This window comes from Streptomyces fuscigenes (assembly GCF_021556455.1).
GTDB classification, from domain to species: Bacteria; Actinomycetota; Actinomycetes; order Streptomycetales; family Streptomycetaceae; genus Streptomyces; species Streptomyces fuscigenes.
Map to the genome: position 1 here is coordinate 1 of NZ_JAKGCV010000072.1, position 18,297 is coordinate 18,297.

An 18,297-nucleotide genomic window follows, 5' to 3' on the forward strand; every position below is an offset into this window, starting at 1 on the left:
GGCGCGCGCGGCTCCCGCGGCGGGCGCGGCGAGTTCGGCCAGGCTCAGGCGCAGCAGCGGCGTACGCGGCGAGGGGTCGTCGTCGGTGCCGGGGACCCCGTCGGCGGCGTCGGCCGGCCGCGGCCTGCGCGCCGAGTCGCTGATGCGCAGGAGCAGCGCGACGATCACCCAGTTCGTCACGACGGACGAACCGCCCTGCGCCAGGAACGGCATCGCCATCCCCGTCAGCGGGATCAGCCCCATCACCCCGCCCGCGATCACGAAGACCTGGAGCGCCAGCAGCGACGCGAGCCCCACCGCGAGCAGCCGCCCGAACGGGTCCCGCAGGACCATCCCCGTCCCGAGGCCGCGCGCCACGATCAGCGCGTACAGCAGGAAGATGGCGCTGAGGCCGAGCAGCCCCAGCTCCTCCCCGGCCGTGGCCAGGATGAAGTCCGACTTCGCCGCGAACCCGATCAGGATCGAGTGGCCGAGGCCCAGGCCCGTCCCCGTGACGCCGCCCGCGGCGAACGCGAAGAGGGACTGCGCGAGCTGGCTCGGCCCGATGCCCGCGTCGATCGACGCGAACGGGTGCAGCCAGTCCACCACCCGGCCGTGCACGTGCGGTTCGAACGAGCCGACCGCGTACGCCCCCGCCCCCGCCAGCACCAGGCCCGCCACGATCCACCCGGTCCGCCCGGTCGCCACGTACAGCAGGATCACGAAGACGCCGAAGAACAGCAGCGACGTCCCGAGGTCCCGCTCGAAGACCAGGACCGCGACGCTCAGGAGCCACACCGTCACCAGCGGGCCCAGCACCCGCCCGCTGGGCATCTGGAACCGCCAGATCCGCCGGCCCGTGGACGCCAGAGCCCGGTGGTTGGACGCCAGGTACGCGGCGAAGAAGAGGGCGAGCAGCACCTTGGCGAACTCGCCCGGCTGGAAGGAGAGGTCACCGATCCGGATCCAGATCTTCGCGCCGTTGACGGCGGGGAACAGGATCGGGACCATCAGCAGCGCGAGCGCGCCGACGACCGACACGTACGTGTACCGCTGCAGCACCCGGTGGTCGCGCAGCACCAGGATCACCACCACGAACAGCGCGATCCCGAGCGCGGACCACACCAGCTGCGTCGGCGCCGCCTGCTCGCCCGGCGTCTCCAGGTCCAGCCGGTGGATGAGGACGAGGCCGAGGCCGTTGAGGAGGACGGCGATGGGCAGCAGCAACGGGTCCCCGTGGGGCGCGCGCAGACGCACCGCCAGGTGGGCGAGCAGCGACAGCGCGCCGATCCCCAGCGCGTAGCCGGACAGGTCGGGCGGCACCGCGCCGTCCCTGCCGAGGCCGACCGCCGCGTACCCGGCCACCGAGACGAGGACGGCACAGACGAGGAGCAGCAACTCCACGCCCCGGCCGGTGGGGGCACGGGGCGCGGAGGCGGGCTGCGTCGGTGCGGGCATGTCGGCAACGTAGCAAGCCGACAAGCTATATGTCCGTTTATCTAATGACTTCGGGGCATGTCGGCGGGAGACGTGGTCCGGGCCGGCCGCCGAGGGCGCCGGGGCGGTGCGCCGGCGCCTGCGGAGGCGTCAGCACCAGCGCGGGGACGGCCCGATGTTGCTGATGTACTTCGCCGAGCCCCAGGCCCACGTGCCGTCCGTCAGCAGGTACCAGCGGTCGTTGCCCGCGACGTTGTCGCCGCGCGTCTTGCAGAAGATGTGCACGATCGTGCCGTAGCGCGCGAGGCCGACGACGCGGCTGCCGCGGGTCGGCTTGTCGCGCAGGTACAGCCCGCCCCGCGCGGTCACGCGGCCCCTGTAGGCGCCGGCGTCGGGCACGGCCTGGCCGCTGTGCGCCTGGGCGTCGTGGGCCGCCTGCGCGTGCTGCGCGGACTGGTCCGTGCCGGCGAGCTGCTGGCTCTGCGCGGCACTCTGGGCGGCACTCTGGGCGGCCTGGTCCTTCTGTGCCTGACTCTGCGTCTGCTGCGGGGCCTGGGGCGCCTGCGGGTCCGGCCGGCCCGCCTGGCCCTGCTGGCCCGGCTGTTCCTGCTGCCCCTGCGCGGTGTGGCCCGTCGGGGGCTGGTCGGCCGCGGCCGGGAGGGCGGTCAGGACCGCGGCGGCGGTGAGCGTGGCGGCGAGGGTGGTGGCGCGGAGGCCGAGGGAACGCAGGGCCATCGTTACTCCTGGTGACCTGGAGGGGGGAGCCGGGCGGCGCCGGCGGGGGTGCGCCCGATTCACGCTAGGTTCGCCACGGAGAGTCCGCAAAACATCACGGTGGGCCACTGGGCCATTCGCCCGACGCCCCGGCCGGCGACATCGCCACGCCGCCGGCTCAGCCCGTCGGTCCCGACTGCCGACCCGCCTGCTGCCCGGGAACCTGCTGCCCGGGAGCCTGCTACCCGGCCTGGCCGGCAAGGGGGGCCTGCCCCTGGTTCACCGTCGCGACGAGGCCCTCCGCCTGCTCCTTGGGGACCTGCTTCTCGGCGCCGCAATGGCCGCACTGGGTCCAGTACTTGGTAGATATCGGGAACAGCGGCACGAAGAACAGGGTGAACTTGAGGACCCGCTTGCGCAGGGCGTGGGTGGCGGGGTTGCCGCAGCGGCCGCACACGAGTGTGAGGATCGCGAGTTGGAAGAAGTACGTTCTGGTGCCGAACAGAATGATCACCGCGGGGGCTCCTTCGGAACGGGACGCCGTCGGCGTCCTCGCCGGAAGTGTGCCGCACCCTTCTGACAGCGGGGACGGCGCGTGCGGATCGTGCGGCGCACGGCGTGCGGCCGGCGCCGTTCGTGGAGCGTGTGGGGCGCATGGGGCGCATGGGGCCCGAAACGGTCTGTGTGGTCTGTGTGGTCGGTGCGGTTTGCGGGATACACGGGGCTTGTACGGCGCGTGGGGCTCGTGCGTCCCCGGAACCGGCCACGGGGAAACCCGGTGAAGCGGCGCGCAGTGTCACCCTTCTGGTTGCACGGGTGCCCACCCTGCTGGTCCCATGGTCGGGGGGTGATGAACGATGGCCCGTCTCCGCGTCACACCGGCGCAGCACCAAGGCCACGAGCGGCTCTACGTCACGCTTCCGGACGGCACCAGCCTCGCCTGGTACGACCGGGACATCAACAGGATCAGCCTGGTCAGAGCCGACCGCGAGGCCGACGTCATGGCGGCGCTCGCGCCCTACGCGACCGGTGAGGTGACCGTGGGGCCGCCGCCCGTGCCGACCCCCGCGGACCTCGACCGGCTGACGCTGCACCCGGACGACGACCTCGCGCCGAACCGCCCCGGCGAGGCGCTGTACGCGGCCCTCGACGCCCTTCCGGTCCCCACGCCCGCCCGTTTCCTGCGTCGCGACGCACGTGAGGACGCGCTGAGCGCCCAGTGCCTCGTCGGAGACGCACTGGACGCCCTGGACGGCGCCGGCTGGCGGGTGCTGCACGCCGTGCCGCTCCCGGGCTCCGCGTTCATCGACCACCTGGCCATCGGACCCGCGGGCGTCCTCGCCGTACGCACGCTGCCGGCCCGCAAACGGCGCGTGCGCATCGCCGACCCGATGGTCCGGCTGGGCCGCTCCGCGCCCGTACCGCACCTGCGCTGGGCCCGGCGCGCCGCGGAGCGTGCGTCGCTCGCCCTCGCGCTGGCGGTGGCGCCCGCGCTGGTCGTGACGGGCGCGACACGGCTGGAGACGCTGCCGTCGCCGCCCGGCGGCACCGACGTACGGATCCTCAAGGACGACATGCTGCACACGCTCGCCCGGCTCGGCGGCGTACTCAAACCGGCCGAGGTCGAAGCGGTGTACGCGGCGGCCCGCAACAGGAACACCTGGACCCACGCCTGAGCGCGCTCTCCCCCGTGCCGGGCTGCTGCCCCTCGTCGGCGCGGAAGGCGCGGAAGGCGCGGAAGGCGCGGACGGGCGGACGAGGGCCGGCGGCAGGGCGTACGGGAGACGCGCGAGGTGCGGCGAAGCCCGGGCGCCGGACGCTGGACGCCGGACTACGGGCGACGGACGCCGGGCGACGGGTGACGGGTGACGGGTGCCGGGTGACGGACGGCGGACGGCCTGCGGCGAACGGCGGGGCAGGGGAGCGCGAGAAGCGACCGTCCTATGACGGCAGTGGCGGATGCCCCTCCCCGAACAGCGGAGCCATCAGGTCCCCGTGCGCGTCCAGCCGCCCCGGCATGTCGTCCAGCAGGAACCGCAGCCCGTCGGTGCCCTCGGCGCACGCGGCGACCTCGTCCCAGGTGACCGGCGCGGAGACGGTGGGCTCGGGCCGGGCCCGGACCGTGTACGGCGTGGCCGTCGTCTTGGCGGCGCTGTTCTGGCTGTGGTCGACGAAGACCTTGCCCGTGCGCAGGTCGCGCCGCATGCGGTGGACGACGAGCGACGGCATCGCCCCCTCGGCCTCGCGCGCGAGCAGCTTCGCGTACGCGGACACCTCGGCCGACGGCGTCGGCGCCACCCCGACCAGCAGATGCAGGCCCTTGGCGCCCGAGGTCTTGGCGTACGCCTCGAAGCCGTCGTCGGCCAGGCGCCCGCGCAGCCACAGCGCGACGCGGCAGCAGTCCTCGATCGTCGCCGGGTCGCCCGGGTCGAGGTCGAAGACGATCCGGTCGGCGACGGCGGGGGAGTCGGCGAGCCACTGCGGCGTATGGAACTCCACGACCAGGTTCGCCGCCCACATCAGCGCGGCGAGCCCGTCCACCACGACCTGGCGCCCCCGGTCCTCGCCCCGCCGCGCGGAACGCGGCACGTCCACGCTCTTCACCCACTCCGGCGTACCCGGCGGAGGATTCTTCGTGAAGAACGCCTCGCCCTGCGACCCGTCCGGATAGCGCAGGAAGGAGACCGGGCGGCCCGCGAGATGCGCCAGCAGCGGGGCACCCGTCCTGGCGTAGTGGTGCAGCAGCTCGCCCTTGGTGGTGCCGGTGGCGGGATACAGCACCTTGTCCAGATTGCTGAGGCTGAGCCTTCGCCCCTCCACCTCGGTGATAGGCGTCATAAGATAACAATCCCATGTATGACGCGCACAGCTCGTGAAAGGGACCAACCGTGCGATCGATATGGAACGGCGCCATCTCCTTCGGACTGGTCAGCATCCCGATCAAGCTCATGAACGCGACGGAGAACCACGCGGTCTCCTTCCGCCAGATCCACCGGGAGGACGGCGGGCGCATCCGCTACCGCAAGGTCTGCGACCTCGACGGCGAGGAGGTCGCCACCGCCGACATCGGCAAGGCCTACGAGGACGCGGACGGCGCGCTCGTCCCGATCACGGACGAGGAGCTCGCGGCGCTGCCGCTGCCCACGACGAAGACCATCGAGATCGTCGCGTTCGTGGCCGCCGACGCCATCGACCCGCTCCAGATGGAGACGGCGTACTACCTCCAGGCCAACGGCGCCCCCGCCGCCAAGCCGTACACGCTGCTGCGCGAGGCACTCAAACGCAGCGAGAAGGCGGCCGTCGCGAAGTTCGCCCTCCGCGGGCGCGAGCGCCTCGGCATGCTGCGCGTGGTCGACGACGTCATCGCGATGCACGGCCTGCTGTGGCCCGACGAGATCCGCGCGGCGGACGGGGTCGCCCCCGAGGCCGACGTGAGCGTCCGCGACGCCGAACTCGACCTGGCCGACGCCCTGATGAACACCCTCGGCGCGATCGACCTCGACTCCCTCCACGACGACTACCGCGAGGCGGTCGAGGAACTCGTCACCGCCAAGGCCGAAGGCGCCCCGGCCCCGGCGCCGGCCCGCACGGACGAGGGCGGCGGCAAGGTCATCGACCTCATGTCCGCGCTCGAGAACAGCGTGCGCGCGGCCCAGGAGGCCGCGGGCGACGCCGCGGGGGACAAGGATGCCGACGTCACCCACCTCAAGGACCGCGACCAACCCCGCAAACGGACCCCGCGCAAGCGCACGAAGCGAGCCTCCGCCTGACCACGAAATACCAGTTCACGCGCACCCCCCGGAAGCTGGTAAGGTTCCTGACGTCGCCCCGAGGGGCGGCAGCGCCCCCGTAGCTCAGGGGATAGAGCAACGGCCTCCGGAGCCGTGTGCGCAGGTTCGAATCCTGCCGGGGGCACAGAAGCCGGACCAGCGTGGTCAACCCGCTGACCTGCGGAAGTGCCAGTCTTCAAGAGCCGGACCCAGTCTCACTGGGTCCGGCTCTTTGTCACTCACTCGCAGGTTCGCGAGTGAGTGACGAGTGAGCTGTCGAGGGTCCGCCCGCAGTCAGCTCACCATGGCGATCACGGCAGCCAGGACGAGCCCGAGCATGCCGACCAACCAAAACGAGCACCCTTCCTTGGGGTTCCTCCCACGGACACGGTGACCCTTGACGATAGTGCCGTCCTTCCGCACGTAACCCTTCCTCCAGTACGACGCCATCCGGTCCTCCTCGCGTTGGGGAATCTCCACCGTGGGCTGCCGCTTGCACGTCAGGCAGGGCGCAAACGGGCGCACTGCCCGGTTGTGTGTTCACGCCCGCGCACAAGCGTGCGTTCCGAGGGGAGCTTGCCGCCGGGTGCCAGCTCTCCAGATGCCAGCCACTCGCGCAGCGTTTCGTAGGAGACCTTTGCCTTCGTGGGGCCCCTTGCGTGAAGCACTCTCCATCTCAGCTGAGCGGCGAGACAGGACCAGGGTGACGCCCACCTGCACGTATCGGCCATCCGACAGAGGTCCCTGACGATGAGAGCCGGACCCAGTCTTACTGAACGTTTCAGAATGAGTTGAGCTGCGGACCTTGTGCTCGACGATCTTGGTCGGCGGGGTGTCCGAGTGCATGCTGATCTTGCTCCGCACGACCTCTGGGAGCGGGTGGCCCCGTTGCTGCCACCCGCTCCCGAACGACGCCACCGGCATCCCGGGCGGTTGCGTGTTCCTGACCGAACAGCACTCGCCGGCGTCCTGTTCGTGCTGCGGACTGGTGTCGCCTGGCGGGACGTCCCGGCGGAGACAATAGGCTGCTCCGGAGTGACGGCCTGGCGCCGGCTGCGGGACTGGACCGAGGCCGGTGTCTGGCCACGCCTGCCTGCTGCCCTACTGACCGAGCTGCGCCGCGCCGGTCTACCGGACCTGGACGACTGCGCCGTGGACGGATCGCACGTCCGGGCCCTCAAAGGGGGGATCACGTCGGCCCCTCACCCGTCGACCGCGCCCGCCTCGGCTCCAAGCACCACCTGATCGTCGACCGACAAGGAACTCCACTCGCGGTCTCCCTCACCGATGGCAACCGGCACGATGTCACGCAGCTCCTGCCGCTACTCGACGCCCTCCCGTCGATCCGCGGGTCTGCGGGGACGCCCTCGCCGCAAGCCCCGGCGCCTGTAAGCCGACCGTGGCTACGACTTCGACAAGTTCCGCCGTCTGCTGTGGAAGCGGGGCATCAAGCCGTTGATCGCGCGACGCGGCGTCGCTCACGGTTCCGGACTGGGCAAGGTGCGCTGGGTGGTCGAGCGCACCTTCTCCTGGCTGCACCAATTCAAACGGCTCCGAACCCGCTACGAACGACGGGCCGATCTCCACCAGGGCCTGCTCGAACTGGCCTGCAGCCTGATCTGCATCCGACGTCTTTCCAGCGCTCCCAGGGTGATGGGTTAGGAGTCCGAGCGCAGCCCCAGGGCGCTGTGCTGAATGAGGCCGGCTGGAGCATCGGAGCCTGACTCCCGGCGGGTCAACTCGACCAACTTCGTACGGAGGTCTGTCGCCGGCTCGCCAAGCACGATGGCGCTGATCACCAGCTCGAGCAAGACGCAGTCGTAGGCGTCGTCCGCTCCTCGATAGCGTTCGGCGTCCCGTTCAACTACGGCACTGCCGATACGCCATCCACCGCCCTCGACAGGCGCGAAGGTCGCCGCGAAGGTTCCGTTACCCGTCCAGCTTCGGTGAAGGAAGACGACCTTGCCCTCCGTGAAGATGTCCCACTTCTCGTCCATGTCCCGCGACGCATAGCCGAGCTGGATCCGCTTCCAGTCGTCATCGGACCAAATCCGCTGAGGCAGCTCCGGCATCGGCTGAGGAGCCGCTATGGGCTGGATACGACCGGAGAACGTGGACCGGGTTACGCGTTCGTCAGCAGGCACGGAGTGATCCTACGGACGAAGCCCGGCATTCCAGCATCCCGTCCCTCACGGACCTCTTTGTGAAACGACCTGTTACTCGGTCCGGCTCTATGTCGTTCTCACCTGCCGGTGCGTGTGAGGGGCGTGTGAGCGGTCAAAGGCTCGGGGCGCGGTCGGCTTTCTGTGCCGAACGCGGCAGCCGGGACGAGTCCGAACATGGGCGCTCAGCCCCAAGGCTCGACGTCCACCACGGCTTCGACCGGTACCGGTCCGTACACGTGCGGGAACTCCTCGCCGTTCGGCGGCATGGCTTCGTATTTCAGCGGGACATCGAGCCGGGCCGGGTCCACGACCAGCACCACCAACTCGTCGGGGCCCTCGTAGTCGCCGTAGAGGAAGGCCGCGATACGCGGAAGCTGGTCGCGGGTGGAGAAATGGACGAACCCCTCTTGCTGGAGCGTGCGGCCGCGGGTGGACATCTCGAAGGTGCCGGCCTCGCGGGCCGTCTCCCACAGAGAGCGCTCGGTGATGTGCACGATGTGCTGAGGTTTCGGCATGCGGCCCACGCTACGGGCCCGGCACCGGCGGGCGCACCTCTGAAGTGCGACGGTCCGGCAGGCCGACGGCCGGTGACAGCCGCCGCGTTGTCGGTACTGATACCGCCGCGCGCGGACAGACGCTGAGGCGGTGCGACGCGGCAGGCACGTGGGCCCTCCTTCAGGGGGTAGCGCAGGGCATGGCTCGGTGGCAGCGGTCAGGGGATGACGCGCCCTCGGCGGGGCGCCGGCGTCGGTTGGTGCGGTGGGTGGCAGTGCCGGCCTACGCGCTCGCTGTCGCCGGGCTCGCGGTCGTGATCTGGCACTGGGTGCGTGGGAAGTCGTGGGACGACTCGCTGTCGTTCGCGCTGACGGTGACGCTGAGCGTGTTCGCCGCCAGGGCGGCTACCGCTTTCATTGAGCGAAGGAATGGACGCGGAGAGGGCCGACCTCGGCCGTAGGGAAGCGGCTGCGCGCGGATGTGGCCCCGGGTGTGTTCGACCGTGGTCCCACCCGGTGGCCCCATCGTTGAGTAGGTATAGGGAAACGTCTCGACCGTGGCCCACTCCCGCCAAGGCGTCCAGTAGCAGGCGGCCGCAGGCCGCGGGAGGGGCTCGCGGCCGGGGGCGGTGGAGCCCCTCCCGTCCGTCGGCGGCGGCTACTTCAGTGGTGCCCTGCGCGTGGATGTGGCGTCCAGGTGGGTCACGACCGTGCCGTAGAAGCGCTGCACCGCGTCGTCCACGCTGCGGATGAAGCCCGATTCGGCGTTGCCGCGGCTGCTGCCCATGCTCTTCAGCAGGGAGAGGCGGAAGCCGGTGATGGTGGCGGCGCCGTCCTTGGGGAGCAGGTCGGCCGGTTCGGGCCGCAGGCGCTCCAGGGTCCCGCGCGGCCCGCCCTTGTCGCCGGTGAGGAGGGTCTCGACGTGGAGATCGGCCGGTGCCTCGGCGAGGGAGCGGATCAGTCGCTTCGCCCAGGAGAGCGGGTACCCCTGCTCGGGCGCCGGAACGTCGATGGACGTGCGCAGCCTGCCGGTGCGCAGGTCCGCGGTGACGGCCAGGACGCCGGGTGCTCCCTCGATGCGCAGTTCGGCCTGGAGCCGGCCGTCCTCGCACAGCTGGTCGGCGAGGAGACTGCGCCGCAGAGCCGGGTCCGCTCCTCGTTTGGTGCGCTGCACCGGCAAGACTTTCTGCCCGAGTTCGCCGCCGAGGCGGAGGCACACCTGCCGGAAGAGCCGCTCCCAGCTCTCGACGACCTCCAGCGCGCGGGGGTCGCCCTGGCAGAGCGTCTCGTCGTCGATGCCGTTGCGCACGGGTACCCAGGACGGGCCCATGTTCTGGAAGCCGTGGCAGCCGGAGTTCTCGTGCTGCAGGTAGTGCAGCAGTTCCTGGAGGAGCCAGGCATGGGAGGCGTTCCCTACGCCCTCGTGCCGGATCAGCATCTGTGCCTGATGGGCGACTTCCGCCCATGACAGGTGCCAGAGGGCCACCTTGTGCTTGCGACGGCCGTCGGTCTTCACGTCGACGAGCGGACTGCCCTCCAGCGCCACGTCGTTCGACAGCGTGATCACGGCCTCGTAGGCGCGGCGCCCGGCGATGTCGGTGTACGCCTGCACCTGCTCCGTCTTGAGGGCGTTGCCGTTGGTCTTGACCTCGACCAGCGCCGTCCACAACTTGCCGGCACGCTCGACGCGGATCACCCCGTCGGGGCGTCGAGGCGTGTCGCCGTGGGGGAGGGCGACCTCGGTGAAGGTTTCCATGCGGCCCGCGGGAGCACCGAACGCCGCGGTCAGGCGGCGGCCGAACTCCGGTACCTGCGCCATCACGGAGAGCAGGACGGAGGTGGCGCGCATCTCCCGGTCACGGTCGCTCTTGAGCGCGGAGACCGGGAAGAGCCGGGCCGTCCGCCAGGAATCGTTCTCCGCGAGGGTCTTCTTCGCCGCCTTGGGCAGCGTGACCTTCTTCTTCGCCGTGCGTGGCCGCGCCGTGCGCTGCTTGGCGCCGGTATCGTCCTCGGCCTCACGGGGAGCAGGGACGGGCCGGAGCGTCTTGCCCACCGGCGGTGCGTCGGCGGGGAAGACGGGTGCGGTGGCCGGGCCGGCGTCCGCCCCGGTGCCGGTTGCCTCCGCGGCGGCCGGTTCGTCGTCGACGTCGACACCGTAGTCCGTGGCCAGGCCGGCCAGGCCGCTGTCGTAACCCTGGCCCACGGCGCGGAACTTCCACTCGTCGCCGCGTCGGTACAGTTCACCGAAGACGATCGCGCTGAACGAGTCGACGTCGTCGACGTCGACGTCGAAGCGGAGCACATCGTCGCCGGTTCCGTCCGCCAAGGAGAGCCGGACGTCCTCCAGTTCGCCGAATCGGGCCCCGTCGTCCCGGCTCGCCGCCACGACCAGGCGCGCGACGTTCGCCGGCACGGCCGTCAGGTCGAAGCTGATGCGGTCCTCGTTCCCGTCCGCCGTGGGGGTCTTGCCGAGCAGTTGTACGCTCCCGCCGTCGGCCACCGGGTTGTTGTAGAAGCAGAAGTCCTCGTCGCTGCGGACTTTGCCGTTGCCGTCCAGCAGCAGAACGGACACGTCGGCGTCCCCCTCGCCGCTCTGGCTGCCCCATCCGAGGCTCACGATCACCGAGCCGGTGTTCTCGCTCAGCGCCCCCAGCGCCACGTTCGAACCCTTGATCATTTCGTGCATGATGCCCCCCAACTGAGGCCCCCCAGCTGCGCACAGCCGCGCCTCGGTCGCTCGATCGCGACACACTGTGACGTGTCGCGTACGGAGACTGTAGTGCTCGAACGGGGACGTATGAATGCAGACAGCATCTTTGGTTTCCCGCCGATGGAATCGGGTGCCCGCGCCGGGTTCTCGTTCCTGTGTCCGGCGCGGCCGGGCCCACGCCGCCTGCTCGGGGAACGGCCGGGGCGGCTGCGTAGCCTGGGGGCGTGAGTGGTGAGAGAGATCTGCGGACGCTGCTGCGTTCCATGCGGCCCGAGTCGCAGCCCGGGCAGTACGTGTTCGCCTCGGTGAGCGGTGGCGTTCCGCCGGGCGTCGTGCCCGTCGTGACGGTCGCCGAGGCGGAGGGGCTGACCCTCGTCGTGCGGCGGGAGGAGGCCGACGAGGCGGGGCTGGCGTACGGGTACGTGGCCGGGTGGATCACCTTGCGGGTGCATTCGGCGCTGGAGGCGGTCGGGCTGACCGCCGCGGTCGCGAAGGAGCTGGCGGACGCGGACCTGAGCTGCAACGTGGTTGCCGGGTTCCATCACGACCACCTGTTCGTGCCCTACGAGCGCGCCGCCGAGGCGGTCACGCTGCTGGAGGGCCTGGCGCGGCGTTCGGGCTGAGGGCGTTCCCCTCCGGCCGGGGCGCGCCCCGCGTCCGCGTGTTCCGGCCGCGGGGCGTTCTCCTCGGGCCGGGGTGCGCGCCCTGCGTTCGTCTGCTCCGGCGCGGGGTGCTTCTCTCGGCCCGAGGCGCGCCCCGCGTACGCCCGTCCGCCCGTCGCGGCTGCGTCCCTCAGCCCGCCTCCGGCTCCGTCGCCGGCTCGGTGGCCGCCGACGTTGCCGGGGGCTGCGGTTTCGTCGTGCGGCACACCGCGATCATGGCCAGGTCGTCGTCGATGCGGCCGCCCGCGTACGCCAGCAGGTCCTTCGTGAGGTGGTCGAGGAGGGTGCGGGGGCCGCCCGCCGACCACACCGCCGCGCGGCTCGCCTCCGCGCCGCGCTCCGCCAGGGGGTAGAAGACGCCGTCGCTGTCGCGGGCCTCCGAGACGCCGTCCGTGTACAGGAGCAGCTGGTCGCCGTAGGCGAACGGGAAGGTCTCCGCCGTGTACGCCGTGTCCCCGAGCCCTCCGAGGAGGCCGCCGAGGCCCAGGGGCGGCGCGGGCCGGCGGACCAGCAGCGAGGTGGCGCGGCCGTCGGACAGGACGATCGGCGGGGGATGGCCGCAGGTCACGAGGTGGAGAACCGGTTCGTCGTCGGGGATGTCGAGCACGGCGGCCGTGACGAAGCGCTCGCCGAACTCGCTCTCCGCCTCCGACACCTCGTCGAGTCCCCAGCGGACGCTGCCCTCCAGGTAGGCGACCAGCTCCGACAGGGACGCCTGCCGGTGCGCGGCCGCCCGGAACGCCCCGAGCATGATCGTCGTGTCGGAGATCGAGTCGAGTCCCTTGCCGCGCACGTCCCCGATCAGGAGCCGGGTCGAGTCCCCGGTGCGGGCGAGCGCGAAGAGGTCGCCGCCGAGGCGGGTGTCGGACTCGGCGGGCTGGTACTCGGTGGCGATGCGCAGCGGCCCGACATCGGTGGGCAGCGGGCGCAGCACGGCGGACTGCGCCGTGTCGGAGATGAATCTCGCTCTGCGCAGCTGGGCCCGGTGCCGCTCTCTGAGCAGGCAGAACAGCACCAGCAGCACGGACACCAGCACGAGTGCCGACACCTCGAGCACGACCTGCTCCGAGTCGAGCGAGTGGCGCTCCAGTCCCGCGACGACCTGCGCCGCCACGGCGAGCGCTCCGACGGCCGCGGTCAGCCGGGGGCCGGCGAAGGCCGCCGTGAAGGTGGGTGCCACCGTCAGCAGCGGGGCGATGTGCACGTCCGGCGGCAGCCATATGTCCGCCACCGGGACCAGCACGATCAGCACCAGCGGTGCGATGAGCAGCCACCTTCCGCCGGCCGGCTCCACGTCCGGCGAGGCGGTGAAGGAGTACCGGGAGCGCATGCTCCCTGCTTACACCTCCGAGTGGGGGGTATGCCTGCTTTGGCCGCATCAGGTGTGCTCGCGCCGCCCCGGCCTGCCTGTTCGTCGCGGGCCTGGAACGCGCCCCTTCCCTTGTTCGTTCCGCCCGCGCGGCGCGGCCCCCTTCACTCCGCCCGCGCCGCCCCGCCCGGCCTCCCCACCGCCGGTGCCGCCCCCGCGCCGCCCTTGTCCGCCGCGCCGCGCCCGTACCTCCCCGCCCGCCCCGCCGGGCCTGTCCGCGGGCCGCCGTCCGTCACCGCGGGTCCCCCTGCCGTCACGGCTGGCGCGAATGTGTCTTGTGGGGGCAGCGGTGGCTGCGGGAGAGTGCGCGCGCCAACCCCAGGAGGTAGTGCGTGCGGAAAACACTCCGGCGAAGAGGCCTCGCGTCCCTCGCTCTCACAGCCGCCCTCGCCGCGGCGGGCATGCCCGCGGCCCACGCGGCGCAGAAACCTTCCATCCGGGTCACCGCCGACGGAACGCAACCCGTCTTCTCCTACCAGGACGCCGTACGCGAGTACGTCGACGTGCAGTCGAGCGTGGACTCCGACGGCGACGGCAAGAAGGACCTCATCCGGGTCGACATCGTCCGGCCCAAGGAGAGCGGCCCCCGGTTCAAGGTGCCCGTGATCATGGACGAGAGCCCCTACTACGACAATCTGGGCCGGGGCAACGAGTCCGAGCGCAAGACCTACGACGCCCAGGGCGACCCGGCGAAGTTCCCGCTCTACTACGACAACTACTTCGTCCCGCGCGGGTACGCCGTCCTCGAGGTCGACATGGACGGCACCACGAAGTCCGACGGCTGCCCGACGTCCGGCGGCCCCTCCGACGTCCTCGGCGGGAAGGCCGTCGTCGACTGGCTCAACGGCCGGGCGAAGGCATTCGACGCGCAGGGCCGGCAGGTCAGGGCCGACTGGACCAACGGGCGCACCGGCATGATCGGCAAGTCGTACGACGGCACCCTGGCGAACGGCGTCGCCGCCACCGGCGTCAAGGGCCTGGAGACGATCGTCCCGATCTCCGCCATCAGCTCCTGGTACGACTACAGCCGCATGGGCGGCACGCTGCTGTCGCGCCACGAGGAGGACGGCCTCGCGGACACCGTCGACACCGACCCGTCCGCCAAGTGCGCGGCGGTGCGCAGCCAACTGGCCGCCGGGCAGGACGACGCCACCGGGAACTACAACGAGTTCTGGAAGGAGCGGGACTACCGCTCCGGCACGGTCACCGACGTGCGCAAGGTCCACGCGGCGGTCTTCGCCACGCAGGGCCTCAACGACCTGAACGTCAAGCCCAGCCAGTTCTCCACCTGGTGGTCGGCGCTCGCCAAGCAGGGCGTGCCGCGCAAGGTGTGGCTGTCGCAGTACGGGCACGTCGACCCGTTCGACTACCGGCGCGACGTCTGGGTGGACACCCTGCACCAGTGGTTCGACCACTGGCTGTGGCGCATACCCAACGACGTGATGAAGCAGCCCCGCGCCGACGTGGAGACCGGGCCCGACCAGTGGACCACGCAGGCCGACTGGCCGGCGCCCGCGGCCTCGCCGGTCACGCTGCGGCCGCAGAAGGACGGCTCGCTCGGCCTGAGGGCGTCGTCCGGGACCGGCACGTACACGGACACCGAGCAGTCCGAGTCATCGCTCGTCGCCGATCCGACGACGGGAGCGCCGTACCGCCTCGCCTACGCCACGGCGCCGCTCGCGCACGACGTGCGCGTCTCGGGCACGCCCCAGGTGGACCTGCGCGTGAAGCTCGACAAGCCGACGGCGAACCTGGGCGCGCTCCTCGTCGACTACGGCACCGACACCCGGGTGAACTACCTGGGCGGCGGCGAGGGCGTGAAGACGCTCACCACCGAGGACTGCCACGGCGAGAGCACGGCCGTCGACGACGCCTGCTACCGGCAGGTCGTCACCGACACGATCACCTCGGACGTGAACGTGGTGGCACGCGGCTACGTCGACGCCCAGAACCGGAACTCGCTGAGCGCCCCCTCCGCGCTGCGCCCCGGCTCGTACTACCGGGTCCGGTGGGACACGCTCCCGCAGGACTACCGGTTCAAGGCCGGTCACCGGCTGGCGCTGGTGCTGCTGGGCACGGACGGGGACGTGCAGAGCGACACGGCCACGGGTGCGTCGGTGACCGTGGACCTCGCGGGGAGCGGCATCACGCTGCCCGTCGTGGGCGGGGCCGGGGCCCTCGGGCACCTGCCCGCCGCGCCGGGCACCTGGCGGGCGCCGTCGCACGTCGTCCTGCCGGCTCCGCACAAGTCGTTCCGATGAAGCTCTGACCCGGTCCGGGGCGGTGGCCGGGGCGGTTCCTTTTCGAGGGAGCGCCCCGGCCACCGCCGTGCTGCGTCCGCGTCCGGCCGCGGACCCGCACCGCGCTCCGGCGCCTCGGGGTCGGGGCGCGTTCAGGGCGTCGTGCGCGCGTCCACGGGCCGCCCCGGCTGCGAGGGGGTGGCGTCCGGGCCGCCGCGGTGGCCCGTCAGGTAGCGGGCGACGGCCACGGCGACGCCGATCGCGAGCCAGCACGCGGCGACCACGAGGGCCAGATGGCTCGCCGTCACGAGCAGCGCGATGATGATCGCCACGCCCAATACGGGTACGACGACCGCGGCGAGGAGCGACCCCCGCGTGCCCGCCCGGCTCTCCCGGCGCACCACGAAGTAGCCGAACACCGAGGCGTGCAGGAGCACGAACGCGCTCAGCGCGCCCACCGTGACCATCGACGACAGCGTGTCCAGGCCGTCGGGCTGCGTCGCCGCCCAGACGGACAGGGCCAGCGTCGCGCCCGCGGACAGCAGGATCGCGGGGCGCGGGGTCCGGCTCGCCGGGCTGATCCGGCCGAGCCACGCGGGCAGGTGGCCCTGGCGGGCCATCCCGTACAGCAGGCGGCTCGCGGCAGCCTGGGCGACCAGCGCGGAGAAGATCGGGCCGACCGCCTTCGTCGCGCTGACCGTCGTGCCGAACCAGCCGCCGATGGCGGAGCGGATGATCGAGTAGAAGGCCGTGCCCTGCTCGTCGGGGTGCGCGGCGAGGTGCTGGGGGCTCACGTTGCTGATGAGGTCCGCGAGGTAGGTCTGTGCCACGAACAGCAGGCCGGCCAGCGCCAGGCAGAACAGCACGGCACGTCCGACCTGCCGGGAGCCGCCGCTGTTCTCCTCGGCGAAACTGGCGATCGCGTCGAAGCCGAGGAACGAGAGGACCGCGACGGACACGGCGCTGAGCACGCCGCTGACCGCCAGGTCGGAGGTGCTGGTCAGAGGGGTCAGCCAGCCCCTGCTCGGGCCGTCCTGCACCAGGACGACGATCGCTCCGACGATGAACATGCCCAGCACGACGACCTCGATGACCAGCATGATCAGGCCGACCCGGGCCGCGAGTCGGACCCCGGCGAGGTTGAGGGCGGTGAAGACGAGGATGGCGACGCCCGTGGCCAGCCAGGTCGGGATGCCGGACACCAGGGAGTGCGTCGCGATGCCGGTGAACAGGGCCGCGACGGCCGGGATGAAGAGGTAGTCGAGGCTCGCCATCCAGCCGGCGAAGAACCCGGGCCAGCGTCCGATGCCCGCCGTCGCGTACGCGGATACCGAGCCGGCCCGCGGCACCGCCGCCGACATGCGCGCGTACGACCAGGCGGTGAAGCCCATCGCCACGGTCGCGACGACGAACACGAGACCGGTCGCACCGCCGCTCTTGGCGTCGAGCACCCCGAAGACGCCCATGGGCGCCGTCGGGCCGATGAACAGCAGGCCGTAGACGATCAGGTCCTTCACGGACAGGGTCCGCCGGAGGCGGGTCGGGGCCTCGGTTGCCATGGGGATGCTCCTGGTGGGGGTGCGGAGCGTGGGCCGTGTCCGTCCCACGGCCGGTGCCGCGCACGGGCACCTCGGGGGATCGGCGACACGCGCCGGCCTCGTGTTCATGCCGCTTCGCTGAGCGGCTGGTCGAAGTCGTTCAAAAGGCTACATACGTGGTGAGAAGCACCGTACCGGGACGGGGGGTGGTGCTGTCCAGGGCGCGGATGCCCCGCGCGGGACGACGGGAAACGGCCCGTGCGCCGGGTCGCCGCCGCGCGAGGGGCCCGCCGGCGCGGCTCACGCCCGGGCGCCCGGCGCCCCGCGGGGCGCCGGAGAGCCCCTGGAGAGCCCCCTGGGGAGCCCCTGGAAAGCCCCGGAGAAACGCGCGGGGCGCTCTCGACGGCGGGGGAGGGCGAGGGAAGCGGGGGAGGGCGAGGGAAGCGGGGGAACAATCGGGGGCGGGGGGCCGTTTTGGCGAGCGTCCGGATGGCGACGACGGCAGGGATGGGTTCGGGACAGTCATGAGTGAGCTGGAGATCGAGCGGACCGCACGGCACGAGTTCACGGCACGCAACGCCCGCGGCGCCGTGGTGACGATCGGACGGGTCGGCGGCGAGGGTTCCTTCACCCCCGGCGAGCTGCTCCAGATCGCGGCGGCCGGCTGCGCGGCGGTGACCGTCGAGGAACTGGTCGTACGGCGTTCCGGGCCCGAGGCGCCCTTCACCGCGACGGTGGACACCGACCGGCGCCCCGGCACCCACGAGTACGACGCCCTGCACGTCGGCCTGGACGTGGACCTGTCCGCGCTCGACGAGGCGGCCCGCGAGCGCGTCGTGGCGGCGATCCGTACGGCCGTGGAGCGCGAGTGCACCGTGAGCCGGACGATCGAGAAGGGCACGCCGGTCACGCTCGACGTCCGCGCCGACGGACCCACGGGGGCCCGCGCGGCCACCGAGCAGGAAACGGCCGTCACCGGCGACTGAACCCCGGGCCTCGGCCGCCTGCCGGGGCCGTCGCGGGCGGTCGCGGCCGCCGCGGGCCCCGGCGGGTCCACCGGCGCGGACGGTCCGCGCGGTGCGAGCGCGTCGGGCCCCATGTGCACCGGGCGCTCCGGCATGGAGCCCCGCGTGCGCCGTGGCCTGTGGCCTTTCGTACGTCGGCCCCCCGCCGGCTCAGGCACCGCCCGCCGGGGGCCCGCCCGTCCGGGGCGGCAGCG

14 protein-coding genes, 1 tRNA gene and 2 pseudogenes are annotated in these 18,297 nt (G+C 72.1%); 7 read left to right on the forward strand and 10 right to left on the reverse strand.

What is annotated here, in order from left to right; genetic code table 11:
• The 3 genes from L1885_RS09565 to L1885_RS09575 all read right to left on the reverse strand — a co-directional run.
• The coding region (locus L1885_RS09565; protein WP_235796599.1) for an FtsW/RodA/SpoVE family cell cycle protein at positions 1-1,437 on the reverse strand (1,437 nt) is incomplete at its 3' end.
• A gap of 129 nt (positions 1,438-1,566) precedes the next feature.
• A complete protein-coding gene (locus L1885_RS09570; RefSeq protein WP_235796600.1) occupies positions 1,567-2,151 on the reverse strand; it encodes an SH3 domain-containing protein in 585 nt (194 codons plus the stop codon).
• Between the two features lie 220 nt (positions 2,152-2,371).
• Positions 2,372-2,641: a zinc-ribbon domain-containing protein gene (locus L1885_RS09575; protein ID WP_235796611.1), complete on the reverse strand. Its 270-nt coding sequence runs from the start codon at positions 2,639-2,641 to the stop codon at positions 2,372-2,374.
• A gap of 346 nt (positions 2,642-2,987) precedes the next feature.
• On the opposite strand from L1885_RS09575, the gene L1885_RS09580 reads away from it, so the two are divergent.
• The gene (locus L1885_RS09580) at positions 2,988-3,806 is read left to right on the forward strand and encodes a nuclease-related domain-containing protein (RefSeq protein ID WP_235796601.1); all 819 of its coding nucleotides are present in this window, start codon (positions 2,988-2,990) and stop codon (positions 3,804-3,806) included.
• Between the two features lie 265 nt (positions 3,807-4,071).
• On the opposite strand, the gene ligD is transcribed toward L1885_RS09580, so the two are convergent.
• Positions 4,072-4,968: a non-homologous end-joining DNA ligase gene (ligD, locus tag L1885_RS09585; protein ID WP_235796602.1), complete on the reverse strand. Its 897-nt coding sequence runs from the start codon at positions 4,966-4,968 to the stop codon at positions 4,072-4,074.
• Positions 4,969-5,018: 50 nt separating this feature from the next.
• On the opposite strand from ligD, the pseudogene ku reads away from it, so the two are divergent.
• From ku to L1885_RS09605, 3 genes and pseudogenes are all read left to right on the forward strand, one after another.
• Positions 5,019-5,894: pseudogene (ku, locus tag L1885_RS09590) on the forward strand (non-homologous end joining protein Ku); the annotation flags it as partial.
• 79 nt (positions 5,895-5,973) lie between these two features.
• Positions 5,974-6,045: transfer RNA gene (locus L1885_RS09595), tRNA-Arg, on the forward strand.
• Between the two features lie 695 nt (positions 6,046-6,740).
• Positions 6,741-7,562 (forward strand): annotated as a pseudogene (locus tag L1885_RS09605) (IS5 family transposase).
• Here L1885_RS09605 and L1885_RS09610 read toward each other — a convergent pair.
• From L1885_RS09610 to L1885_RS09620, 4 genes are all read right to left on the reverse strand, one after another.
• The gene (locus L1885_RS09610) at positions 7,559-7,972 is read right to left on the reverse strand and encodes a hypothetical protein (protein ID WP_235796612.1); all 414 of its coding nucleotides are present in this window, start codon (positions 7,970-7,972) and stop codon (positions 7,559-7,561) included. The pseudogene L1885_RS09605 and the gene L1885_RS09610 sit on opposite strands and share 4 nt — an antisense overlap.
• 275 nt (positions 7,973-8,247) lie before the next feature.
• Positions 8,248-8,580 carry a DUF952 domain-containing protein gene (locus tag L1885_RS09615; protein ID WP_235796604.1) on the reverse strand — a complete coding sequence of 111 codons (333 nt, stop codon included), beginning with the start codon at positions 8,578-8,580 and terminating at the stop codon, positions 8,248-8,250.
• 262 nt (positions 8,581-8,842) lie between these two features.
• Entirely contained in the window at positions 8,843-8,977 is a 135-nt protein-coding gene (locus tag L1885_RS28860) for a hypothetical protein (RefSeq protein WP_268983875.1), read from the reverse strand.
• Positions 8,978-9,217: 240 nt separating this feature from the next.
• Complete coding sequence (locus L1885_RS09620) at positions 9,218-11,245, reverse strand: TerD family protein (protein ID WP_235796605.1); 2,028 nt, start codon at positions 11,243-11,245, stop codon at positions 9,218-9,220.
• A gap of 248 nt (positions 11,246-11,493) precedes the next feature.
• Here L1885_RS09620 and L1885_RS09625 point away from each other — a divergent pair, with 248 nt between their 5' ends.
• On the forward strand, positions 11,494-11,892 hold the full coding sequence (locus tag L1885_RS09625) for an ACT domain-containing protein (protein WP_235796606.1): 399 nt from the start codon (positions 11,494-11,496) through the stop codon (positions 11,890-11,892).
• 169 nt (positions 11,893-12,061) lie between these two features.
• Here L1885_RS09625 and L1885_RS09630 read toward each other — a convergent pair whose 3' ends face one another.
• Positions 12,062-13,261 carry a PP2C family protein-serine/threonine phosphatase gene (locus L1885_RS09630; RefSeq protein WP_235796607.1) on the reverse strand — a complete coding sequence of 400 codons (1,200 nt, stop codon included), beginning with the start codon at positions 13,259-13,261 and terminating at the stop codon, positions 12,062-12,064.
• A gap of 371 nt (positions 13,262-13,632) precedes the next feature.
• Between L1885_RS09630 and L1885_RS09635 the strand changes: the two genes are divergently transcribed.
• Positions 13,633-15,561 carry a Xaa-Pro dipeptidyl-peptidase gene (locus L1885_RS09635; RefSeq protein ID WP_235796608.1) on the forward strand — a complete coding sequence of 643 codons (1,929 nt, stop codon included), beginning with the start codon at positions 13,633-13,635 and terminating at the stop codon, positions 15,559-15,561.
• Between the two features lie 131 nt (positions 15,562-15,692).
• Here L1885_RS09635 and L1885_RS09640 read toward each other — a convergent pair whose 3' ends face one another.
• Entirely contained in the window at positions 15,693-17,099 is a 1,407-nt protein-coding gene (locus L1885_RS09640) for an APC family permease (RefSeq protein ID WP_235796609.1), read from the reverse strand.
• Positions 17,100-17,602: 503 nt separating this feature from the next.
• Between L1885_RS09640 and L1885_RS09645 the strand changes: the two genes are divergently transcribed.
• Entirely contained in the window at positions 17,603-18,064 is a 462-nt protein-coding gene (locus L1885_RS09645; protein ID WP_235796610.1) for an OsmC family protein, read from the forward strand.
• Positions 18,065-18,297 lie beyond the last annotated feature (233 nt).